The organism is Segatella copri (assembly GCF_019249795.2).
Lineage (GTDB): Bacteria > Bacteroidota > Bacteroidia > Bacteroidales > Bacteroidaceae > Prevotella > Prevotella copri_B.
Genome location: NZ_CP156891.1, coordinates 1,602,052 through 1,626,621, shown reverse-complemented (window position 1 = coordinate 1,626,621; position 24,570 = coordinate 1,602,052). Strand labels below are relative to the sequence as shown.

Sequence of the window (24,570 nt, the reverse complement as noted above, 5' to 3'; positions counted from 1 at the left end):
AAAAATAGAACTTTTGTAAATAGCTGATAGTTAGGGAATTAAATGTGTTGTAGTGCGAATGAAAAGTGGCAGAGTGTGAACACTGAAAAATACTGATGTAACTTTTTAAGGGTGTTCCAGCCTCATTTTCTTAATTTTAATCCATCCACTTTCATATAGTTGCTAAAAATTGGTAAGTGTCTGAAAATTAATAGTATAGACTGTTTTGGAAAAGTTTTCTTTCCACTTATCTGTTGAAGGTGCTAGGATTTATCAAAAAAACATATTATATTTGCAAACGAAAACACGGCTTAACGCATTTTAGGAAATGCACAGCCGCACAGTCTTAAACATTATTATAATAGAGTGAACTAACAAACAGATATTTTTCTAAACTAATAATCGAATATGAAAACAAAAAGTCTATTGCTGGCGACCGCATTATTGATGTCGACGTCAGCGTTCGCACAGAAAAACACCTTCAAGGGTGTCGTGTTGGATGACCTGGGTGAACCCGTTATCGGAGCCACCATTCAGGTAAAAGGCGTCAAGGGAGCCGGTGCAATTACCGACCTTGATGGTAACTTCGTCATCGATGCAGATGCTAACCAGACCTTGCTTATTACCTACATTGGCTACAAGGATGCAGAGATCCGTCCTTCAGCCAACATGAAGATTACTCTTAAACAAGACGACAAGGCTTTGGACGAAGTGGTTGTTGTAGGTTACGGTGTTCAGAAGAAGAGCGTGGTAACAGCTGCCATCGCCAAAGTGAGCACCGAAGATTTGGCTGGCAAGAGCCCAGTGCGTGTTGATAACGCATTGAAGGGTCTGGCAGCCGGTGTCAACGTAACCTCTTCATCGGGTCAGCCTGGCGCATCTCCTAAAGTTCGTATTCGCGGTACAGGTACTATCAACAATTCAGATCCTCTCTATATCGTGGACGGTATGCCTATCGAGGGTGGTTTGGATTACTTGAACCCAAGCGACATTGAGAGTATAGAGGTGTTGAAGGATGCCGCATCAGGTGCTATCTATGGAGCCCGTGCTGCCAATGGTGTAGTACTTGTTACCACCAAGAAGGGTAAGATGGGCAAGGCACAGATCAACTACAATTTCTCTTACGGCTGGCAGAGCGCATGGAAGAAGCGCGATGTAACCAGCGCTACTGATTATGCAATCCTTCAGAATGAGCGTGCCTTAAACGGCGGTCAGGCTCCTATCTATGCCGATCCTTACAACCTGACCGACAGCAACGGAAAACCTATCAAGGGCTTTGGTACCGATTGGCAGGACCTGGTATTCAATGACAATGCGCCAGTGCAGAATCATGAGGTATCTATCAGTGGTGCATCAGAAAAAATCAACTACTATCTCTCTATGGGCTATTATAAGCAGGAGGGTATCGTAGGCGGTAACTACGGACAGAGCAACTATGAGCGCCTCTCCCTCCGCTCTAACAATATATATAATGTGATGGATGCATCGAAGGAGCGCAACTTCCTCAACAAGCTCGATGTAAACGTCAATATGGCCTATACACGTGTCAAGAGTACTGGTATCGATGCCAACTCTATCTATGGTTCTATCCTCGGCAGTTCGCTCTATCTGGCGCCTACATTGGCTCCTACGGTGACAGACCCGGCAATGGTTAAGAAGTATTATGATACCTATGAGGATCCTAATACATACGATGCAGAAGGAAATATTACCGGCAAGCGCAATGCCTATGAATTGCTGCGTGATGCCAATGGCAATTATTATACAATCCCTGGTATGGGAGGTACCTATCAGGAGATGAACAACCCACTGGCCATGTTGAGCATTCCTGCTGCCAAGAACTGGTCGCACAAGTTTGTGCCTAAGTTCTCTATCGACCTGCAATTGTGGGATAATCTGAAGTATCACTTCACTTACAGTGCCGACCTCAGCTTCTGGGGAACAGACAGTTATGTGGCTTCCAAATACTATCTCTCTGGCAATAATAAACGAGAGCATACTGAGGCCTATAAGAGTTCGGACAAGGGCATCAACTGGCAGGTGGAGAATACCCTGACCTATGACAAGACCATCGGCAAACATAGCTTTGCTGTAGTGCTGGGCCAGAGTGCGATGAAGAACAAGAGCGACTATCTGAATGGTAGCCGTTGGAATCTTGTGAATGTAAACAAGCCTTCTATCGACTATGCTACCGGCAACTACGAGCAGACCATCGTGAAGGATGCTGACGGAAAGATCATCTCTGTAGGTGCGCCTCAGATTCAGCATAGCGTATCGGGCGGTAACAACGTGGTACATGCCATCTCTTCACTCTTTGGCCGTTTGAGCTACAATTACGATGAGAAATATATGCTCCAGGCTACAATCCGTCGAGATGGCTCAAGCCGTTTCGGACCATCTCATAAATATGGTACCTTCCCATCAGCTTCTGTTGGTTGGAACATCATGAACGAGAAGTTTATGGAGGGCACCCGCAACTGGTTGAGCAACCTCAAGTTCCGTGCCAGCTGGGGTAAGAATGGTAATGATAATATCGGAGACTTCCGCTATACCGTATTGACAGCCATGGGCAACAACGTGCTCTTCGGTAAGGATGCCATCAAGTTTAATGGTTCTAAGGCGAATGCAACAGCCAATCCAGACTTGAAGTGGGAGGAGAGTGAGCAGACTGATATCGGTTTCGACTTCGGATTCTTCGGCAGTGCATTGACCTTCAGTGCCGATTACTATGTGAAGAAGACCAACGGAATGCTGATTACGATGCCAATTCCTAGCTATGTAGGCGAGACAAAACCTATCGGCAATGTGGGTGATATGAAGAACTCGGGTCTTGAATTCGAACTCGGCTATAAGTGGAATGTATCAGATGCCCGCTTCCATGCAAAGGCAAATGTTACCTATCTGCACAACGAACTGACCAATTTGGGTAATGATACTGGTTTCATAGATTTGGACACCTTCCAGGGCATCTTTGGCGGTGGTACACGCGGTAGCAACGGCCAGCCATTCCCTTACTTCTATGGTTACAAAACAGCCGGAGTCTTCCAAAATATGGCAGAGGTTCAGGCTTATGTCAACAAGGACGGCGAGATGATTATGCCAAATGCCAAGCCGGGTGATGTACGCTTCGTAGACGTAGATGGAGATGGAGCAATCAGTCCGGACGACCGCACCAATATCGGTAACGGTACACCAAAATGGACCTTCGGTTTCAACCTCAATGCAGAGTGGAAAGGCTTCGACCTCAACCTCTTCCTGCAGGGTGTAACAGGCAATAAGGTGTTTGATGCTACCTATCGTACAGACGTATTCTCTGGCAACTTCCCTTCTTGGATGCTCGACAGATGGACGGGCGAGGGTACCAGCAACAAGTATCCTATTCTGAAGAACGGTGATGCTACCAACTGGCAGGTTTCAGACCTCTATATCTGCGATGGCTCTTACCTCCGTGTAAAGAACCTCTCACTGGGTTATACCTTGCCAAAGCAGCTTACACAGAAGTTGTCTATCAGTCACTTGCGTTTCTACGTGATGGCAGAGAACCTGATTACCTGGACCAAGTATTGGGGCTTCGACCCTGAAATCTCATCAGGTGGTACTTCTCTCGGTGTAGACTATGGTGTATATCCACAGGCTCGCACCTACACCATCGGCGTAAACCTTTCATTCTAAAATAAGAACCTTTAAAATAAAGACTATTATGAAGACAATAAAATATATAGCTTTAGGAGTGTTGGCAACCAGTATGACACTGGTAAACACATCTTGCAGCGACAGTTTCCTGGAGGTGGAGAACCCATCAGGTGAAAACCTCGAAGAATATTATACCACAGATGCCCATATCAATGAGGCTCTGAATGCGGCTTACGATCCTATCCACTGGCCAGACTGGGGATTGGGACAGTATAATGCTCTTAATATCGATGCCGAGATAATGGGCGATAACTTCTGGGTAGGCGGTTCCAACAAGACCGATATGCAGAACTGGCACATGCTGGCCAATTATGAAGCAAATGCTAATAATACGCTGAGTTCACTCTGGACCGTGGATTATTCAGGTATCAAGCGTTGTAATGACCTCTTGAAGTATATTCCTTGGGCAGAGGCAAATTTGACCGAGAGAAACAAGGCATCTTATGAGATGCAGGGCAGAGCACTGCGTGTATACTTCTACAACAACCTGTGGCATTACTTCGGCAATATACCGTTCTATCTTGAGAACCTTTCAAGCCCTTATACTGCTCCTCAGTTGAAAGCTGATGAGGTTTACAGCCAGCTTATTGTCGAGCTGGAATCCGTAATCGATTCTAAGGTCTTGCCTATGCGCTGGGATGACAAGAACTGCGGTCGCATGTCGCAGGCGATGTGTTACATGATGTATGCCGAGATGGTGATGTATCAGAATGACAAGACACGCTATCCTAAGGCATTGCAATATATGCAGGAAATCATCGGCGATACAGGCAATTATGACCTCGTAGACGACTTTGCCTCTATATGGAAGGAGAGTGGAGAATGGTGCAAGGAGAGCATCTGGGAAGTAAACTATGAGGATGGTAACAACGAGCGTGGATGGAATTCTCCTCTTGCTATCGGCGGTACCGTATTGCCAACCTTGATTTCTCCAAACTCTTGGCCAGGTGGCGACGGTTGGGACAAAGGTGGTGACGGTTGGGGATTCTTGCCGGTAAGACAGGAAACCTACGATATGTATGGTACAGGCGATAAGCGCCGTGATGCAACCATCTGGGATGTTCGTGGTGTAGAGTATACAGAGCGCTATCAGGATACTCATCTCTGGCTGGCTAAATATCGTCCATTCACAGAAAATAATGCGGATGCAGGCTTTGATAACAACCTGAATTATAACAATAACCTCCGTGTTTATCGCGTAGCTGAAGCTTATCTCAATGCTGCAGAGTTGTTGCTTGAGACTGGTGGTGATGCTGGTTTGGCAAAGGAATATGTGAATAAAATCCGACGTCGCGCAGGAATCGCAGAACTCGGAGCCGTAACTAAGGATGATATCATCAATGAGCGCCGCTTGGAGTTTGTGGGCGAGGGAAAGCGTTACTTCGACCTCGTTCGTACAGGCAAGGCTGCTACCGTATTGGTACCAGACAGCTATGGCTATCGTACCAACTCCTGGACAGAATCCAAGAAGTATATTCCTATCGCACAGGCTGAGCTTGACTCTGATCCTGCTTTGGTACAAAATAATTATTAACGTTAAGAATCCAACAATATGAAAAAGATATTTCGAAATATGGCTTATGCACTGTTCGGCGGACTGATGCTCGGTGCATGTTCAGCAGAAGAATTCTCTGGTGCCAATGGCGAATTGCCTGATATTGTAGATTATGCAGACAAGTTTAATATTGCTGTTGATCAGGAAACGAATACCGCTATGTTCTCTTTTGAGGGAGCCAGTGGTGTTACACCGGTTTGGGTAATAGATGGAGCTTATTCTTCAGAATTCAATCTCTCTAAGTACTATCGCAAGAAGGGAACATACGATGTAGAGTGCTTCGTGAAAAACCGTAATGGTATCAGCAAGGAATCTGTTCGGAAACTGTTCTCTATCGAAAAGACTAAGATGAACGGCTTTGGGGGCTTTGTTGAAGACAGTGAGTTTAATCTCTTCAAGAAAATTGCCTTCCCTGAAAAACCTTCTGCTGGCTATTATGCTCCAGGATGGAGCCAAATTGCTGACCCGGTTTGTAGCTACAGCAAGGGATGCTATACATTGAAGTTCCCTGAGGCAACTACCGAACGTTGGCAAGCTCAGGTTCCTTTCACCAACTTAGGTATCTCTACTTCTGCCGACAAGCACTACGATTTCTCTGTCATCTTGACATCTGCCAAAGGACATAATGCCGTTAAGGTGAAACTTTGTGATTCTGGAGAAGGTGGTGACAACATCATCCTTTTCGATTCCAAGGATGCAAATACAAAATTGGAAGCAGGTGAGCCTAAGTGTATTTATGGTTCAGACCTCGAAGGCAAGGACATCAATAACTTGAAGATTGTATTCGACTTTGGTGGTAATGCTGCTGATGACGAAATCATGATAGAGAGCCTGGTATTGAAAGATCATGCCAACGATGACGGTACTGTGGTTCCTGTAGAATTGAAGGTGCCATTCGACTACAATACAGCGGGCAACCTTTGGAAGGATATTAATGCCAACAAGTCATTTACCGAGGAAACTTGGTATGGTGATGCTTCTTGGGCACAGATTGATGTAACTCCTGTTATCAAGCATGAGGGAAGCAAGCACATCATTATCGTGCCTTGTGAAACTCCTGCTGAGCTATGGCACGCACAGTGGAAAATGCTTGGTATTCCAGTATCTGCCAAAGCTGATAGCAAGATTGATTTCTCTTGCAAGGTTACCACTTCTGCTCCATTGCCAATGATGACATTGAAACTTTGTGATGACGCTAATGATGGAAACCTCTTCTTCCAGGAGTCTACTGATGTTAAAGGCGAATACGTCTTCCGTTATGAGAACCAACCAAACAGTACGAAAGAAGCTGATGGCGGCCCTCAGGATATGAGCAAGATGAAACTCGTCATCGACCTTGCTGGTGCTCCTAAGGATGCCGAGGTAACAATCAGCGACATTGTTTTGATTGTGAAATAGGCTTTAGGTTTTATAGGTTTATATAGAATTACACAGGAGCTGCTCCTATGAATAAGTGGGAGTGGCTCCCTTTCTAAATTTTTAATGATATGAAATTCTTGAAAATATTTTCCTTCCTCCTTTCACTCATGCTGCTTTCTTGCAGCAGCTCTTCTGACGGCGATAGGGGGGATGTAACGGTATCCTGCTCTCCTACGAGCATCGATGTTCCTGCCAAAGGCGGTACTTATAAACTTATGGTAGTGGCTTCTGAAGGTGGCTGGGAGGCGAGAGCATCCTTTCCTGGAGCAGGTCCTACGGCAAATGTATACCCTTGGTTTAAAGTGAGTGCCAGTGGTAATAACAAAGCTACGGGTATGGTAACTGTAGATGTGGAAGAGAATAAATCGTCTGTAGCTCTTGACGGAAGTGTCGAGATTTCATTAGAGGATAAGAAGGTATCGGTGCCAGTGCATCAGGCTGGAAAACAGGTCACTCCTATTGAAGGGGGCGAAATGGTGATTCCTGAGGGGTACAAACTGGTCTGGAATGATGAGTTTAATGAAGGCTCTGAGTTGAATAGTACCGACTGGCGTCATGAGGTGCAGAAGTCGGGCTGGGTGAATAATGAACTTCAGAATTATGCGAACGGCTCTGCTGATGGTAAGCGTGTAACAGAAATTGCAGATAACCGGCTTTATATCAACTGTTTCAAGGGCAGCAACGGCAAGATTTATTCGGGTCGCGTATATGCTCACGAAACCCAGGGCTGGCTTTACGGTATCTTCGAAGCTCGCATCAAATTGCCTAAAGGTAAAGGCACATGGCCTGCTTTCTGGATGATGCCTTGCAACAATGATTTCGGAGCAAATCCTTGGCCTAAATGTGGCGAGATTGATATTATGGAAGAGGTAGGCGTTAATCCTAACTATACTTCTTCTTCGCTCCATACAGAGAAGTTTAATCACGTGATGGGAACCCAGATTACCAAGGAACGTCTGACTGCGGGTGCTGAAGACGGTTTCCACGTTTATCGTCTGGAGTGGACTCCTGATTATATCAAGACCTACGTGGATGGTAAGGAACTGCTCAATTTCAACAATGACGGTAAAAATGATGTGGGTTCATGGCCTTTCAATAAACCATTCTATGTTATCCTCAACCTGGCTTGGGGCGGTGATTGGGGCGGCATGAAGGGTGTTGACGAAAGCGCCCTCCCTGTTCAGATGGAAGTGGATTACGTGAGAGTATTCCAGAAAAAATAAGGCTTGATTTTTTTAACTATATAAATAACAATACTGCGTTAAATTAATATTTAATCGTCTGTAAATCAATAACTTATATTAAGAAATTCTTATGAAAACTTAACTATAAAAAGTTGGTCAAGTCGCTGATTTTCAGTAACTTTGCAAATCACGACAAACGCAAAATTATATGAATACAGGACTTGACCAATATATGGATATCTTTAAAGATGCAGTTGAAGATTCGGCTGCAAAGTTAACAAAAAGTTTCGAGAAAATACTCATCGAGGTGATAATTTTGTTCATGGTAATACCAAGAAAGATAAATTTCACCCAAATGGGGAGGTATGGCTCGCATGTTGAGCAAACCTATCGCAACGCATTCGGCTTAAAAAAGTCGAAAAGCATTGACTGGCTCAAACTTAATGTCTCACTTGCCAAGCGCTTCTTTGGTAAACAGGGAAGATGGGCTATTGCCATTGATCCCAGCTACATCAGCAAAGCTGGCAAGAAGACTCCACATATCGGTCGTTTTTGGTCGGGATGTGCACAGTCTGTTAAACATGGTCTCGAAATCATGGGTATTGGCCTCATTGATATTGATGCCAAAGACTGCATGATGTTAAAAGCACACCAGTCGCTAAGTAATAAAGAACTGAGTCTTAGAAACAAGACTATGGTAGATTTCTATATCAGCGTCATTAAGCGTTACCGCAAGGAACTTCTTAAACTCTCAACCCTCATAGTTGCAGATGCTTACTTCTCTACAAGTACATTTGTTAATGGGATAAAGAAAGAAGGGTTCTCTTTGATAAGCCGCTTTCGTGACAATGCTTGTCTCTTTTATGTCTATGCTGGTCCACGTACTGGAAAACGTGGTCGCCCAAAGACCAAGGATGGCAAGATTGATATGAAGAATCTTGACCTCACTCGAATGGAGAAGATGGAGATGAAAGATATAGAAGGAACAGCTTATACTTTGATAGCCTATTCCAAGGCACTCAGGTGTAAAGTTAGACTTGTCATCTGGCAGATGCCGAATGGCAAGAAGAAACTATTCTTCTCTACAGACACCTCACTTTCGGGTGAAGAAGTACTTCTTTATTATAGAACCAGGTTCCAGATCGAATTTTGCTTTCGTGACGCCAAAGGCTATACTGGTCTTATGGACTGCCAGGCTCGCGATAAGTGGAAACTCGATTTTGCTTTCAATGCTTCGTTCACATCACTAAATGTTGCCAAGGTAACTATGAAGGAGATGGGAATGAAATATTCTATGTCTTCATTCAAGTCACTGATGACCAACATTTATCTGGTGAAACGAATTTTTAAAGCAAGCGGGTACACCCCGAACCGAACTTTAATTAGCAAGATTTTCAAAGATCTCTCGTGCTTACAGCGTATAGCTGCTTAGCACATTATTGAATTATTAACGAACTATTGAAATAATAAGGTCTTAGGATAAGTCGTATCTGCACTTACTCCTAAGACCTTTTTCTTTTGTTCCAATTTCGCTCTTTTTATTGTCTTTTTCTGCTTTTCTTGCTTACAATTTGCTCATTTCGAATAAAAGTTATAATTTTGCAGTTGAATTTCAAAAATCAGGAAAATAGAATGAAACAGAATAATAGTAATTTATTATATCATCTAGTGGCTTTTATCACCGTAGCCATCTGGGGAACCACCTTTGTTTCTACCAAGGTGCTGATGCTGAACGGACTTTCGCCAGCACAGATCTTTACGCTCCGTTTCAGTATCGCATACATTATGATGCTGATGGTGAATCATAAGCGGATGTTTGCTGATAGCTGGAAAGATGAGTTTAAAATGGCGATGCTGGGTATTACGGGCGGTTCACTCTATTTCCTGAGCGAGAACGAGGCGATGAATTATACCACAACAACCAATACTTCGCTCATCGTATGCTCCTGTCCGCTCTTTGCTACCTTGCTGGTACGTCTGGTTTATCGCCATTCTTCGCGTATCAACATGATACAGCTGTTGGGCTCTCTGCTTGCTTTTGTAGGTATGATTATCGTGGTGCTGAATGGCAGATTCGTGCTGCATCTGTCGCCTGTAGGTGATGCCTTGGCTTTTACGGCATGTATGAGCTGGGCTGTCTATTCGCTCCTGATGAAATCGGTATCGGGCGATTATGGCGCAGCTTTTATTACCCGCAAGGTATTCTTTTATGGTGTGCTTACTATCTTGCCTTATTATCTTATCATTCCTGGGTGGCCGTCATGGGATGTGTTTATGAAGCCTCAGGTGGTGGGTAATCTCTTGTTCCTGGGCTGTTTGGCATCCATGATATGTTTCCTTACCTGGAACTGGTGTATCTCTAAGTTGGGTGCCGTGAAAGCTACCAACTGGGTTTATTTCAATCCTATCACCACAATGATTTTCGCCTCTCTGGTATTAGACGAAAAGATAACTCCTTACTTCCTAGCAGGTGCCTGCTGCATCCTGGCAGGTATGTATATTGCGGATAGAATGACGAAGTCGGAATAAAAAATGACGAAGGAGGAATAAAAAGAGGGTGTGTCATAAGTCACATCCCATACGCCCTGAAAGTTCAGTTATATAATATTTGTTTAGGTTTTTATTAGGCGTTCCGCCGGATTTACCGTCCGGCGGAGCGTTATGGAGATTTCTTATTCTTCGATGACTGAAATCTGCATAGAAACATCCTCTTTTGGGCGATCGCCACGCAATGTTTCGCAGTTCTGAATCTTTTCTACGATGTCAAGTCCTTCCTCCACTTCACCGAAAACGGTGTATTGGTTATCGAGGAAAGGTGTTCCGCCTATTTCTGTATAAGCCTTCTGCTGCTCCTCGGTAAACTTAGGATAGCCCTGCTCCTTGCAGCGCTTCTTGGTTTCATCCACCAGTTCATCCTGGAGTTTCATCAGGCCTTCACGGTCGCGGTTGCGGCGGAAGTTCATAATTTCATCATGATGCTCCTTGGCAAGCTGGTTGAAGATGTTCTGCTCCATCTGCATGCCCATCTGCTTTTCCATCTGCTTCAGTTCATTCTGCTTGTAGGTCTTTCCCCATACAATATAGAACTGGCTACCGCTGCTCTCTCGTTCTGGGTTTACCTCATCTCCCAAACGGGCTGCGCTCAAGGCACCACGCTTGTGGAAAAGTTGTGGATAAACGAACTCGGCAGGGATGGTATAGTCAGGACCACCTGTGCCCAGCATCTTGCCTTTAGGAGCGCCTTTGCTGTCTGGATCGCCGCCTTGAATCATAAAATCCTTGATGACACGATGGAAGAGAGTGCCATCGAAATATCCCTCCTTTGCCAACTTCAAGAAGTTGTCACGATGCTGAGGTGTCTCGTCGTAGAGACGCACCTTGATGTCGCCCTCTGATGTCTTTATCAATACTTTAGCCATAATAATTTATAATCAGTATATTTTTTTTTATCGGTATATTTCGTAATCAGTATATTTCGTAATCGGTATATGTCGTAATCAGTATGTTCTTTTTACCTTTTTACTTTTCGTAATACTCATTCCACTCCTTCATAGCCTCCTGCCAGTCGGTCTGTTCACCGCTGGCTACGGCTTCTTTCTGTCTCTCTGCCTCGTCGCGAGCCTTATCTCGGGCACGTTTTGCCTTCATTGCTTCGATGGTGGCATCGTCGAGAATCTGAATGGCGCCACGCTTGATGGCTGCCTGCAACTCCTCTTCTCCGAAAGCCTTACCAGGCTCATTGAAGTCAGAGATATTGAATTCATGATCCACACGAAGGTCGTGGCGTATCATTTTCTGTTGTAAACGGTTGCCTGCGTTCTTGAGTCGCAGCAACTTGCCGATTTCCTTGATTTCTCCTGCTGAGTATTTGTTTCTTCCCATTAATATGATTTGATATTATTATTTTTGCGTGCAAAATTAAGCATAATCCTCGACAAAACCAAGAAAAGTTTCAAGGAATTCACAAAAGAACCCCTTTCTCCATTTACTTTCTTGCCCTTTTTACCCTTTTACCTTTTTACTTTTTTACCTTTAAATCACTTCCATGCCTTCTTCTGGTTCAGTTCTATCAGGCGGTCGAATTCAAAGTCGGCTTTGATTTTATCCAATATCCTCTTTACGATGATATTCATCACGCTTCCTTTGCTGTAGTTGGCAGAGCATATGAAGTTTACCCGTCCCTCCTTGACAAGCTGGCAGGCAGTCTTCTGTTTATCCTCGTTATCATATACTGCAATCGAGTGGCCGCCATGTTCCTTTACCATCTTCATGCAAGGCACATCGGTTTCTCCATCTCCGAAATATATCATTCGGGGGAAAGGGATAGGTCGCTTTTCGTCGGGGATATACTGGTTCACTCTTCTGTTGTCGCTCACCTGTTTGATACCCTTGTTGATTTTGAAGAGGAATTGCGTCTTGGTAGTATAGTCTACGGCTACGGCTGGCCAATAGGCGATTCCCTCCTTATTGTAGAGAAAGGAGCAGGCGTAGATGTTCTCAAATTCCTGGGCGATAGGTGTGCCCTCTATCATCTCCTTCAGTCCCGAGGAGTTGATGTAGTGCTTTACGTCCAGTCCGATACTGTTGCCATATTCATTCACGAGCGAAAACCATTGTTTTACGCCGCGGAACAGTTCTACATCCTTGCCGAATTTCTGAAAAGATTCCCGGGTGAGCGAGATATTGTTCTTCTTGGCTTCGTCGAGCATCAGATACATATAGGTCAAAATGCCGTTGGCATCCTTACCCTCTGCAAACTTTCTGTTTTTCTCCCAGAACTCGTCTTTTGTCTTGCCTGTAGCCTGTATGAATCCAAACTCCTGCATATTGCCCGGCGACAGTGTGCCGTCGAAATCATAAACCAGCGCTACCTGTGGTCTCTTCTTTGCCATATCTCGTTCTCCTTTCTTTTATATTTACCCTAAACTGTCTATCTCTTTCGGGAATGTTTTTCTCCCTTAATTTGCAAATATACATAATTTTCAGCGAATTAGCAAACTATTGGGATATAAAAAAACATAATGAAACAAAAAAGGCGTACAAAACTCATTTCTGAGCATTGTACGCCTTTATTATAATATTAATCTGTATTACTTAACCTCTTCGAAGTCAGCGTCTTGTACGTCCTGAGCGCCATCATTTCCGCCCTGTGCCTGCTGACCACCCTGAGCACCCTGAGGACCTGCCTGCTGGCCGCCCTGATACATCTGCTGAGAAGCAGCCTGCATGACGGTGTTCAAGTTGTTCATAGCTGAATCGATAGCTGCAACATCACCTGCCTTGTGAGCATCCTTCAACTGCTGCAAAGCCTGCTCGATACCTGGCTTTTTGTCAGCTGGAATCTTATCACCGTTATCCTTCAGGAAGTTCTCGGTGGTGAAGATCATGCTGTCAGCCTGGTTCATCTTGTCAATCTTCTCGCGCTCAGCCTTATCAGCAGCAGCGTTCTGCTCTGCCTCAGCCTTCATGCGGTTGATCTCGTCCTCGCTCAAGCCAGATGAAGCCTCGATGCGGATGCTCTGCTCCTTACCGGTAGCCTTATCCTTAGCTGATACGTTCAAGATACCGTTGGCATCGATATCGAAGGTAACCTCAATCTGAGGAACACCACGGCGAGCTGGAGCGATACCTGTCAGGTTGAACTGACCGATGCTCTTGTTCTGAGCTGCCATTGGACGCTCACCCTGCAATACGTGGATGGTAACCTCTGTCTGGTTATCAGCTGCTGTAGAGAATACCTCGCTCTTCTTGCAAGGGATAGTTGTATTGGCATCGATGAGCTTAGTCATCACACCACCCATAGTCTCGATACCGAGAGTCAATGGAGTAACGTCGAGCAATACGATGTCACCAACACCCTCTTCCTTGTTCAGAATGGCACCCTGGATAGCTGCACCTACTGCAACAACCTCATCTGGGTTAACACCCTTAGAAGGCTCCTTGCCGAAGTAGTTCTTAACGAGTGTCTGAACGGCTGGGATACGGCTTGAACCACCAACCAGGATAACCTCGTCGATATCTGATGTAGAGAGCTTAGCGTCACGAACGGCATTCTGGCAAGGTACCAAGCAAGCCTGAATCAGGTTGTGAGCCAACTGCTCGAACTGTGCACGGGTCAAAGTCTTAACCAAGTGCTTTGGCATACCGTCAACGGCTGTGATGTATGGCAAGTTGATTTCGGTAGATGTAGAGCTTGACAACTCAATCTTAGCCTTCTCAGCAGCCTCCTTCAAACGCTGCATAGCCATAGGGTCCTTGCGGAGATCTACGCCTTCTTCAGCCTTGAAGCCATCAGCCAACCAGTTGATGATTACCTGGTCGAAGTCATCACCACCCAGGTGAGTATCACCATTGGTAGAAAGTACCTCGAATACGCCGCCACCGAACTCCAGAATAGAGATATCGAATGTACCACCACCCAAGTCGAATACGGCAATCTTCATATCCTTGTTAGCCTTGTCAACACCGTAAGCCAAAGCTGCGGCTGTAGGCTCATTTACGATACGCTGAACGTTCAAACCTGCAATCTGACCAGCCTCCTTTGTAGCCTGACGCTGTGAGTCAGAGAAGTAAGCAGGAACTGTGATGACAGCATCTGTAACCTCCTGTCCGAGATAATCCTCTGCAGTCTTCTTCATCTTCTGGAGAACCATTGCAGAAATCTCCTGTGGAGTATACTTGCGACCCTCGATTTCAACACGTGGATAACCACCCTCGTTTACTACTGTGTAAGGCATTGCCTCAGCCTCTTTCTGGCTCTGAGTGTATGTCTCACCCATGAAACGCTTGATAGAATATACTGTGTTCTTAGGGTTTGTGATGGCCTGACGCTTAGCAGGATCACCTACCTTGCGGTCACCATCCTTAACGAAACCTACTACTGATGGAGTAGTACGCTTACCTTCACTGTTAGCGATTACAACTGGTTCGCTACCTTCGAAAACGGCAACACAACTGTTTGTGGTACCCAAGTCAATTCCAATTACTTTTCCCATAATTATATCTTTTTTTATTTTTATCGTTATTAATATGTTATTTATCTCATGAACTGCTGGCTAATGGAAGTCTGCCGAAGATATGCATCTGTCGGGAACCTCTCTATTCAGCGTTCACGCTTTCCGTCATAACAAAGCATGTGCCAAGGGATTGTAAAATTTAAAGTGGCTGACAAGGTGTCAGATAATGCTGACAAAATAAAAGGAATCAAGATATGGGAGGCGATAAAATGTCGCATTCTCCCTATCTTGATTCCTGTAATATGATTGAAAAATCTTTCTTTTCAGATAAAGCTCCTATATATAATAAGGTGTGAAACCTTATCTGGCTTTATTTCTGTTCCTTAGCAGCAAGTGCTTCGCGAACCTTAGCTTCCAGTTCATCGAGAAGTTCAGGGTTATCCTTGAGCAATGCCTTGCAGGCATCGGCACCCTGTCCGAGTTTAGAACCGCCATAGCTATACCAGCTGCCGCTCTTTTCGATGATATCGTTGGCTACAGCCAGACCGAATACCTCGCCGGCACGGCTGATGCCTTCGCCAAACATGATGTCGAACTCTGCCTTGCGGAAAGGAGGAGCCACCTTGTTCTTTACTACCTTTACGCGAACCAGATTACCTACTACCTCATCGCCGTCCTTGATGGCTGTTGCCTTGCGGATATCCAAACGCACTGATGCATAGAACTTCAAAGCATTACCACCGGTGGTTGTCTCTGGGTTACCGAACATTACACCAATCTTCTCGCGCAACTGGTTGATGAAGATGCAGGTAGTGTTGGTCTTGCTGATGGTAGAAGTGAGCTTGCGGAGAGCCTGACTCATCAATCGAGCCTGAAGACCTACCACATTGTCACCCATATCGCCTTCGATTTCCTTCTTAGGAGTCAAGGCGGCAACAGAGTCAACAACTACGATGTCTACAGCAGCAGAACTGATCAGCTGGTCTGCAATCTGCAACGCCTGCTCACCATTATCTGGTTGTGAAATCCACAAGTTATCAACATCAACGCCCAATTTAGCCGCATAGAAACGGTCGAAAGCGTGCTCTGCATCAATGAAAGCAGCGATACCGCCAGCCTTCTGCGCCTCTGCGATGGCGTGGATAGCCAATGTTGTCTTACCAGAAGATTCCGGACCGTAAATTTCGATGATACGTCCCTTAGGATAACCGCCTACGCCCAGTGCATTGTCGAGAGCGATACTGCCTGTAGGGATAACTTCGATGTTCTCAACGTGCTCATCTCCGAGTTTCATGATAGAGCCCTTACCGAAGTCTTTTTCTATCTTAGCCATGGCTGCCTGAAGAGCTTTCAGCTTGCCTTCATTGGGATTCAATTTTCCCTCTTGCATTTCTTTTGCCATATCTTATTTAATTTAAAGTTTAGTCGATTTCCAAATCGCCATCAAACACCTCGTGCCATGGCAATCCCTGCTTGTTCAACTGCTCCATGAATGGATCTGGGTCGAACTCCTCTACGTTCCATACGCCTGGTTTCTTCCAGATGCCCTTGAGGAACATCATGGCACCAATCATGGCTGGCACACCGGTGGTGTAGCTTACGCCCTGCATACCGGTTTCGTTGTAAGCCTCCTGGTGCTTGCAGTTGTTATAAACGTAGTAGGTGCGCTCCTTGCCATCCTTCTTACCGCGGATGCGGCAACCGATAGATGTTTCGCCGTCATAGTTCTCGCCGAGATCCTGTGGGTTAGGCAATACGGCCTTGAGGAACTGCAGAGGAACAATCTTTACCTTGGCTGTCTTGCCTGAACCGTCTGCCAATGGAGCCTCGTATTCGATTTCGTCGATGCGGCTCATGCCGAGGTTCTGGATGCAGTCGAGGTAGGTGAGATACTGCTGACCGAAGGTCATCCAGAAGCGTGCCTCCTTGATGGTAGGGTAGTTCTTCACCAGGCTCTCCAACTCCTCGTGGTGCATCAGATAGCTCTCGCGAGGGCCGATGTTAGGGTAGGTGAGCGGCTTGTGGATTGACAATGGATCGGTTTCAATCCATTCGCCATCCTTATACCAGAGTCCCTTCTGGGTAATCTCGCGGATATTGATTTCTGGGTTGAAGTTGGTTGCGAAAGCCTTGTGATGGTTACCGGCGTTGCAATCCACGATGTCGAGCACCTCAATCTCATCGAAGTGATGCTTGGCTGCATAAGCGGTGAAGATGCCTGATACACCTGGGTCGAAACCGCAGCCGAGGATAGCGCAGAGACCAGCCTGTTCGAACTTATCCTTGTATGCCCACTGCCATGAGTACTCGAAGTGAGCCTCGTCCTTAGGCTCATAGTTAGCGGTATCCATATAGTTGCAACCGCAAGCCAGACAGGCATCCATGATAGTGAGATCCTGATAAGGCAAAGCTAGGTTGATGACAAGCTCAGGCTTGTAGCTATTGAAGAGAGCCTTCAACTGCTCAACGTCGTCGGCATCCACCTCAGCTGTCTGAATATCCATCTTGTAGCCCTTGGCATGGATATCCTTAACCAGCTTATCGCATTTTTCCTTGCGACGGCTAGCAATCATAAACTCGGTGAAAACGTCCTGGTTCTGGACGATCTTGAAGGCAGCCACGGTAGCCACGCCACCTGCGCCAATCATAAGTACTCTACTCATTTATAATTTTATTTTTTTATGTTTATTAATTTAAAGTTTATTTTATTTCATCTGCCGAAATCCCCAGGGCATTCATGAGTGAATAACCGAGAATCTCCTGTCTGAAGTTGCCGCCTGGCATGGGCTGCATGGCAAAGAGGGTGATGCGTTTGTCGTCGTCATCTACCTTACGGAGTATCTCGCGGAGTCGGTCGTAAGCATCTCCATCCTCAGAATTTGGGATTACCATCACTCGCTTCACCTCCTTGGCGTTGCATACGGTGCGTGCCACATCTACGAGGAAGTCATCCTTGCCTACCATCTTCTCCTCTGTAGGATAAGAAGAGATGATGAATTCTCCGAGCTTATCATCCTTGAAAGCCTGAGCGTTCAGATCCTTCTCATAGTTGGCAGGGCGGAAGTTCTTCATCGCCATCGACTGCTTGTCGTGGATAAGCACAACCTGTGTCTCGTGCTCGCCCTCTCTCAGACCTCCGTCAAGGGCAATGCAGACTGCCCATTGTGCCATATCGGCTGGTTGGATGCGACGGTTAATCATTCGTTCGAAGTTGACTATCAGGTCGAAAGCCACTCGGTCGATATAGTCGGCATCAGCGATAATTACATTCTCGCTCCATTTTATGTTGTTTGTATCTAATGTATTCATTGGTGCAAAAATTAAGCAAACGAGCATGATGAAAGCTTGCTTTCAAATTGTCGAATGCAGATTATTTCTGCAAATTTACGAATAAATTTCGTAATTAAGGCATTTTGGAAATATAAAATAATAAAAAAGATAGTATTTTCATCATTTCTTCATTTGATGGAATACTATCTTCAGTATTTTATGTGATAATCCGGACTCTTCTTCTTTCTGTTCTCCGAAGTCTTTTATGCGATAATTTTCGCCAGATAATGTCCGGCGAGAACGGCGATAAGTCCCAGCGCCAGACTTCCGAAGAGATAGAGCATCATATAGAGGTAATTCTCTTCTTTCATCAGTCCTGCTCCCTCGTTCATAAAGGTAGAGAAGGTAGTGAATCCTCCGCAGAATCCCGTGGTGAGCAGCAGTTTGGCAGATGGCGACATCCATCCCCCTTCCCGCCAGTTCAATCCCGAGAGGAACCCGATGATGAGGCATCCCGCCACATTCACCGCCATCGTTCCGAACGGAAAGGCAATCACCGTGCAGGATTGCACCAACTTTGAAATCCAATATCTCATGCCGCCTCCGAAGAAGCTGCCGATGCTTACTATCAATACTTCTTTCATCTTCTTATCTCCTTATTTATAATGTATAATATATAATAACTTGTATGATATTTCCTTGTATATACTATCAGCCTTGCCGCTATTCTCTTTGAGTATGTTCTGCAATTCTTTCGAACGGCTTTTCAGTCCGTGCTAACTGATAGAACAATCTTAAGTTTGTTCCTCTCGGACAGAAAAACCGTATAATCCTTTACATATCATTTCTCAAAATATGTGCCAATGGCTATGATAGGGATGTTTTCCATCCATTCTTGGTCTACATATCCTTTCATGGAGATACGTAACCCTTTCAACCCTGGGTTGTCTTTGATGAATTGTGCCAGGGAACGCGCACGTACGTTTTCCTCTGCCTTCACTTCTACTGGTATAACCCTTTGGCTATCTTGAATGATGAAATCAATCTCCGAAGGAGTCTTGGTATTGCTCCAGTAATAGGGCTTTAATCCCAAGGCCAACAGTTGCTGTAGCACATACTGTTCTGTAAATGCACCTTTGAACTCAGTGAATGCATTGTCGCCTATCAGCATCTGGCCTGCTGAGGCATCTGTCATGCATGCCAGGAGACCACAATCTAATAAGAACAGTTTAAAGGCATCCCTATCTTCATAAAATTTAAGCGGTATTTTAGGTTCCTTGATGCGGCTCACCTTATATACAATGCCGGCATCTACCAACCATTGTATGGCCAGTTCAAAATCCTTGGCTCTGCTACCTTTGCGAACAGCTCCATAGATGAACTTCTTGTTTTTACGTGCCAGTTGAGAAGGGAGAGAATCCAGCACCTCCCGGATTCTTGTAGATTCCGCAGCTGAAGTATGTTTGGAAATATCCCTGCGATAGGCTTCCAGAATATCACGCTGCAGGGTGCGAACCTGCTGCAAGTCTGTATTTTCGATGAATTTGCTTACCACTCCTGGCATGCCGCCCACAAAGTAATATTGCCGGAGCAGTTCCGTCATCTTGGGTTTCATGATGTCGATAAGTTCCCAGTCTTTTGAATGGAGTAATTCTATCCAATTTTCATTGCCGGTTGCATCAAGATATTCCTCGTAATCCATGGGGTACATGGTAAGCATATCTACTTTCCCTACAGGAAACGACTCTCCTTTACCCAGGGTAACCCCAAGGAGGGAACCTGCTACCATAATATGGTATTCGGGAGCTTTTTCGCAAAAGTACTTCAAACTATGGAGTCCTCTCGGAATCTCCTGTATTTCATCCATGATGATGAGAGTAGCAGCAGGTGTAATCCTTACGCCAGTAATGGCTTGGATGGTTATGAGGATTCTGTCTATGTTGTAATCAAGCTCAAAGAGCTGTTTCATTCTTGGTTCATCGTCACAGTTGATATATGCTACGTTTTTGTATTCCTTTTTTCCAAAGTGCTGCATGATCCAAGTCTTACCCACTTGTCTGGCACCTAGTAACATCAAGGGCTTTCTGTCCTTGCTTTCTTTCCATTTCAGAAGTTGCTTGTATATCTTTCTTTTCATAACTAACTGGAATTTAAATATTTCTGTTGCAAAGATACACTTTTTCGATGATAAAAACAAGTAAATTACACACTTTTTCGATGATAACGAATGTTAAATCATACATTTTTTCGATGATAAGGTAGTAAAAAGACTGTCACCGCTTGTTCATCTTCGGATGATGACGACACTCCGGCTACTGGTGATATTAAGACCAACATCGTTGGTACATGGGAACTTACGCATATTAAGGGGTGGTATTGGGCTGATGATGAGGATGAAAGCCATATCATTGTAGATAAAAGTCCTGAAAGTGATGATAAATTTAGATTTTCTCTCAATGCTAATGGTGGTTGCATTTGGTATGATTATGATGCAGGGACTTGGAAATCTTATTCAGGAATTACTAAATATGAATTGAATGCCAACATTTTGATTATTAAGGATTCCTATTCTTCAGGGGATGAAACAGATTGGCAAACTTGCAAGCGCTTTAAGATTGTTTCTATCAAAGGTAATACGATGATTTGTACTGTATGCTTAATGGATGAGGGTGATACAGAACTTACATTTACGAAAAGATAAATATTAAAGTAAACTAAGGATAGAGAAAAGCAGTATGTTGCGTGTTTTTCATACTACTTTTCAGCTTACTTTTTGATTCTGTTGTTCTGGCGCAGAGAGTTGATCTGTGCCAACTTCTGCTCCCGCGAGTAAGGATGCAATAACATGTATTGTTCCCCCTTTAACGTAGCCAAGCTGCTCTGACGGTGAAAATCGTTTATATAAGATCTTTCCAGTACTGAATTGTTCTGCATAATCATCTAATTTTGCTAGACCTTCAGATGTAAATCCTTCATTGATTATGTCACTGATGGACATCCAAAAATCATGGTTTGTCATAAATTATATTGTTTGATAAATTCTATTGGTGGCAAAGTTATAGTTTTTCTTCGATAACACCAAATTATTTGGGCTTTATTTCGCATTTGCCAGCAAATTGTTTCAATACATCTTTCTTTTCCCGTTGTCCTTGAAATTACATGGCGATGTAGGAATCTCTGCGTCGGGACGTAGGAAAGATTACGTCGCCATGTAGTAAAGTCTACATCGGGACGTAATTTTTGGGGTATCTATAAGGTATCATATCAGATTCTTTTTAGATTTAGCGTCGAGTTTATACGCACACGAAAAAAGTTTTTTCGAAAAAAAATTTTATGTGCAAGAAATAAATGGGGAGAAAATGCAGAAGCTGAGTGCTATTGTGACCACGATTTCTGATAAGCAGTATCATAATGATTAACTGCCTGGAGAAGGTTGTAGATAGGATTGATTTAGTAGAATGAGTTGGTTCTACTGGATGACGGAGTCGGCTCGATGGGATAAAGGAGTCAACTCAATAGGTTGATGCAAGCGTCTTCGTGAGTTGAAAGACATTACTCCTCGGGTTCCAGAAGATACCTTCTCAGCAGTTGCCACTAGGCTCAGCAGGTCTGCCGAGCCTAGTCGGCAGGTCTGCTGACTGCAGTCAGCAGCTTTGCTGAGCCTAGTGGTAACACTATATTCTAGCCGATATTTCTCTCATATCATCCGGAAGAAAAGAGATTGTCTTCTCTTTCATTTCTTGCGGAATACAGAATCGTGCTTCGGCGATGGAGCCAACGATGGCTCCGATGGTATCGCTATCGCCGCCATGAGATATGGCTAGGCGGATGGCATCCTCGAAGGATGAGGCTTGCGAGAGGAGATAGAAGGATAATGGCACGGCATCCATGCAGGTTTCATCGAATTTGCCTTTCGGATAATCTCGTGTTTCGAAATCCTCGTAATAGCTGCGGGCGATATCCTTGAAGGCTTTCATTGCCTTATCATCAGATTCTTTAGAATTCTTATCTTTACACTCCTTAGATTCTTCTGAGAATCTGCTCTTGCGAAAATGCCAGATGGCATGAGCCACGGCTTTGGCTCCCTTGATTCCTTCGGGATGGTTATGGGTAGGAAGAGCCGTTTTCTCTGCCTCTTCCAAAACCTGCGACAGGTCATCGAATAGCCAAGCCACCGGCGATACTCGCATTGCCGAACCATTGCCAAAACTATTATATGGCTGCGGATCAAGAGAACGAATCCACCCCGCGAATCTTCCGCCATACGCTCCTTTCGGGGAAGGATAGCGGCGGCACCAATCCAGCAGGCTTTCCTGATAGCTTCGTCCGTTCAGTATCGCATCGGCTATCGCCACCGTACAAATGGTATCATCGGTGAAGTCGCATCCCTCGCCGAACATCTCGAAATCATAATCAAACGTATTGTTGAACTCATATTTTGAGCCAGCAATATCTCCTATCATAGCTCCTAACATAAGCTGCTAATAATCTATAACTTTACTCTATCACCTCCCAGAAACTCTCCGGCAGGCTGATGTTCTTCATCTCCTTTGCCTTCTCGAACAATGGGGCGATGTCTTCGGCTTCGAAACCGGCGATGCCGCAACCTATTGGGGTTACCAGGAAATGCTTCTCGGGATGTCGCTTGGCATAGGCGATGAATCTATCCACGTATGGACGGATGGTTTCCACGCCGCCCTGCATCGTAGGGATGGCATAACTCTGGCCTTGCAAGCCTACACCCTTGCCCATGACGGCACCGAAATGCAGGCGGGCAATGCGGGCAGCTCCACCACCATGCATGCCAGCCAGATTGCTGCCAAACACAAAAATCTCGTTCTCCTTTAATGAATCAATCCAGCTAGGAGTGATTCTTCCCTTCTTCATATCTTCCATATTCTTCTTATTATTAAATATGTTATTGCCATTATCAGTCGCTTCCTCGCAGCGCATGCACTCGGACATCATTCTCGGCATCGACATCTTCGGAGCACTTTCGATACAGGTGTCTTCCTCCGCGAACGACAGGTAGCTTCCGTATTCCGATGCATCGAAGTATCTCTTGAAATAAGGAATCACTGCATCGTGCATCATCTTCTGGCAACGCTGGGTAACGGCAGAATGGGATATGCTCAACTGGGCGGCTACGTCCTTGCCCCGGAATCCCTCTATATAGAGCATCTTCAGAATGATGCTGTTCTTGCTGTCTCTGCCATAATAGAAATTGCCGATGTCTTCTATCGTCTGGTAAAGATCGTGCTCAAACTGGTTGTCGGTGAAAATCAGTTTCTGAAAAATTCTTTTCTTTCTTCATATCGATATATCTTTTTGATATCCGCAATCCGTTTGCAAATATATACTTTTTCTTTGAGAAAGCGGAGAAATAGCTCCTTTTTTCTCTTCTCTATGATATTAAAAGAGAAAAAAGGAGGAAAAATTAAGCAGGTATCGAAAAAAATGCATCCCGCTTTTTACTTTTCCCTTTTCTTAAGGTCATATAATCGTAACGTTCATGAAAATAAACGAATATGAGTGTAAATGACAAAGGCATAGTGGATACGCTGAAGGAGTGTCCGGAGAACGGATTCAGAATGCTGATGATGAAGTATCAGGAACCGGTTTACTGGCATATACGCCGATTGGTGGTTTCGCATGATGATGCACAGGATGCTTCGCAGGAAACTTTTGTGAGAATCTATCGCTCGTTCAATCAATATCGGGGCGACTGCTCACTGAGAAGTTGGATTTACCGCATCGCTACCAACGAGGCCCTGCGGCTCATCAGTAAACGGAAACAGGAAGAAGTTTCTCTAGAATCAGATTCAACGGGCGTCAGTCTCATCCCAGCAGATAATTATATCGACTTCGATGATAAGGTGGCAGTAAAACTGCAGAAAGCGATTCTCTCGCTTCCGCCTAAGCAGCAGCTGGCATTCAATATGAGATATTACGATGAACTTGGGTTCGACGAAATAGCGAAGGTCGCTGATTCCACGCCAGCCAGTATCAAGGCAAGCTATCATGTTGCCAAGGAGAAAATTATCAAGTACATGAATTCGAACGATTAAGTGAGAGTTCTGTGAGTTTTTAAATGGTTATTCAAAATGGAAAAGAATATGGATACAAATTTTGATTTCAACAAAACCGGGAAGTTTGACTTCGGTAAGGTGGGTAAGCGGATGCCTTATTCTACGCCAGAAGGATTCTTCAAGGAGATGGAAGCCAATATCCTGGAGCAGGTGAAGAATGACAAAACGCAGCCTGTCAGGATACAGCCGAAGAAACGATCTCTGAGGAAGGTGATTTGGACGGCTGCAATAGCTGTGGCTGCATCGGTGGCAGTACTTCTGGTACTCAACATCGATTTCTCAGCCTCTTCTTCCCAGCCTTCACAGGTGAATAACGGAATACAGGAGGTAGATAAGGCTTTCGCTCAGCTGTCTTCTGCCGATCAGGCTTATCTTCTCTCTGTATATCAGGAGGATGTGTTCCTCAACAATTAAACCGATTCAAT

General features: G+C 44.8%; 21 protein-coding genes. 9 read left to right on the top strand and 12 right to left on the bottom strand.

What is annotated here, in order from left to right:
* Positions 1–387: 387 nt before the first annotated feature.
* The 6 genes from KUA48_RS07165 (at position 388) to KUA48_RS07140 (ending at position 10,359) form a co-directional block, all read left to right on the top strand.
* Positions 388–3,651: a TonB-dependent receptor gene (locus KUA48_RS07165; protein WP_153079432.1), complete on the top strand. Its 3,264-nt coding sequence runs from the start codon at positions 388–390 to the stop codon at positions 3,649–3,651.
* Between the two features lie 28 nt (positions 3,652–3,679).
* A complete protein-coding gene (locus KUA48_RS07160) occupies positions 3,680–5,206 on the top strand; it encodes a RagB/SusD family nutrient uptake outer membrane protein (protein WP_218432187.1) in 1,527 nt (508 codons plus the stop codon).
* Between the two features lie 18 nt (positions 5,207–5,224).
* On the top strand, positions 5,225–6,625 hold the full coding sequence (locus tag KUA48_RS07155; protein WP_218432185.1) for a hypothetical protein: 1,401 nt from the start codon (positions 5,225–5,227) through the stop codon (positions 6,623–6,625).
* An 89-nt stretch (positions 6,626–6,714) separates the two neighbouring features.
* Positions 6,715–7,869, top strand: coding sequence for a family 16 glycosylhydrolase (locus tag KUA48_RS07150; protein ID WP_218432183.1), 1,155 nt, complete (start codon positions 6,715–6,717; stop codon positions 7,867–7,869).
* A gap of 169 nt (positions 7,870–8,038) precedes the next feature.
* A complete protein-coding gene (locus KUA48_RS07145) occupies positions 8,039–9,262 on the top strand; it encodes a transposase (RefSeq protein ID WP_264958551.1) in 1,224 nt (407 codons plus the stop codon).
* A gap of 200 nt (positions 9,263–9,462) precedes the next feature.
* The gene (locus tag KUA48_RS07140) at positions 9,463–10,359 is read left to right on the top strand and encodes a DMT family transporter (RefSeq protein WP_218432164.1); all 897 of its coding nucleotides are present in this window, start codon (positions 9,463–9,465) and stop codon (positions 10,357–10,359) included.
* 143 nt (positions 10,360–10,502) lie between these two features.
* Here KUA48_RS07140 and KUA48_RS07135 read toward each other — a convergent pair whose 3' ends face one another.
* The 9 genes from KUA48_RS07135 to KUA48_RS07095 form a co-directional block, all read right to left on the bottom strand.
* Positions 10,503–11,249 carry a peptidylprolyl isomerase gene (locus KUA48_RS07135; RefSeq protein WP_153087653.1) on the bottom strand — a complete coding sequence of 249 codons (747 nt, stop codon included), beginning with the start codon at positions 11,247–11,249 and terminating at the stop codon, positions 10,503–10,505.
* 100 nt (positions 11,250–11,349) lie between these two features.
* A complete protein-coding gene (locus tag KUA48_RS07130; protein ID WP_218432162.1) occupies positions 11,350–11,712 on the bottom strand; it encodes a hypothetical protein in 363 nt (120 codons plus the stop codon).
* A 155-nt stretch (positions 11,713–11,867) separates the two neighbouring features.
* Positions 11,868–12,722: an HAD family hydrolase gene (locus tag KUA48_RS07125; RefSeq protein ID WP_153073026.1), complete on the bottom strand. Its 855-nt coding sequence runs from the start codon at positions 12,720–12,722 to the stop codon at positions 11,868–11,870.
* Between the two features lie 198 nt (positions 12,723–12,920).
* Complete coding sequence (gene dnaK / locus KUA48_RS07120) at positions 12,921–14,825, bottom strand: molecular chaperone DnaK (RefSeq protein WP_153073027.1); 1,905 nt, start codon at positions 14,823–14,825, stop codon at positions 12,921–12,923.
* Between the two features lie 331 nt (positions 14,826–15,156).
* Positions 15,157–16,188, bottom strand: coding sequence for a recombinase RecA (recA, locus tag KUA48_RS07115; RefSeq protein WP_022120294.1), 1,032 nt, complete (start codon positions 16,186–16,188; stop codon positions 15,157–15,159).
* Between the two features lie 19 nt (positions 16,189–16,207).
* Positions 16,208–17,449 carry a saccharopine dehydrogenase family protein gene (locus KUA48_RS07110; RefSeq protein WP_006848470.1) on the bottom strand — a complete coding sequence of 414 codons (1,242 nt, stop codon included), beginning with the start codon at positions 17,447–17,449 and terminating at the stop codon, positions 16,208–16,210.
* Between the two features lie 37 nt (positions 17,450–17,486).
* Entirely contained in the window at positions 17,487–18,095 is a 609-nt protein-coding gene (locus KUA48_RS07105) for a DUF6621 family protein (RefSeq protein WP_022120293.1), read from the bottom strand.
* A gap of 224 nt (positions 18,096–18,319) precedes the next feature.
* The gene (gene crcB / locus KUA48_RS07100) at positions 18,320–18,700 is read right to left on the bottom strand and encodes a fluoride efflux transporter CrcB (protein ID WP_117693339.1); all 381 of its coding nucleotides are present in this window, start codon (positions 18,698–18,700) and stop codon (positions 18,320–18,322) included.
* Positions 18,701–18,897: 197 nt separating this feature from the next.
* On the bottom strand, positions 18,898–20,193 hold the full coding sequence (locus KUA48_RS07095) for an ATP-binding protein (protein WP_218432161.1): 1,296 nt from the start codon (positions 20,191–20,193) through the stop codon (positions 18,898–18,900).
* 186 nt (positions 20,194–20,379) lie between these two features.
* Between KUA48_RS07095 and KUA48_RS07090 the strand changes: the two genes are divergently transcribed.
* The gene (locus tag KUA48_RS07090; RefSeq protein WP_218432181.1) at positions 20,380–20,757 is read left to right on the top strand and encodes a lipocalin family protein; all 378 of its coding nucleotides are present in this window, start codon (positions 20,380–20,382) and stop codon (positions 20,755–20,757) included.
* Positions 20,758–20,817: 60 nt separating this feature from the next.
* Here the strand turns inward: KUA48_RS07090 and KUA48_RS07085 are convergent, their stop codons facing one another.
* The 3 genes from KUA48_RS07085 to KUA48_RS07075 form a co-directional block, all read right to left on the bottom strand.
* Complete coding sequence (locus tag KUA48_RS07085) at positions 20,818–21,075, bottom strand: hypothetical protein (protein WP_218432159.1); 258 nt, start codon at positions 21,073–21,075, stop codon at positions 20,818–20,820.
* Between the two features lie 655 nt (positions 21,076–21,730).
* Complete coding sequence (locus KUA48_RS07080) at positions 21,731–22,531, bottom strand: ADP-ribosylglycohydrolase family protein (protein WP_218432157.1); 801 nt, start codon at positions 22,529–22,531, stop codon at positions 21,731–21,733.
* A 22-nt stretch (positions 22,532–22,553) separates the two neighbouring features.
* Complete coding sequence (locus KUA48_RS07075; protein WP_233338429.1) at positions 22,554–22,952, bottom strand: hypothetical protein; 399 nt, start codon at positions 22,950–22,952, stop codon at positions 22,554–22,556.
* A gap of 632 nt (positions 22,953–23,584) precedes the next feature.
* On the opposite strand from KUA48_RS07075, the gene KUA48_RS07070 reads away from it, so the two are divergent.
* Entirely contained in the window at positions 23,585–24,124 is a 540-nt protein-coding gene (locus KUA48_RS07070; RefSeq protein WP_118154435.1) for an RNA polymerase sigma factor, read from the top strand.
* A gap of 48 nt (positions 24,125–24,172) precedes the next feature.
* Positions 24,173–24,559, top strand: coding sequence for a hypothetical protein (locus tag KUA48_RS07065; protein WP_153079444.1), 387 nt, complete (start codon positions 24,173–24,175; stop codon positions 24,557–24,559).
* Positions 24,560–24,570: the final 11 nt, after the last annotated feature.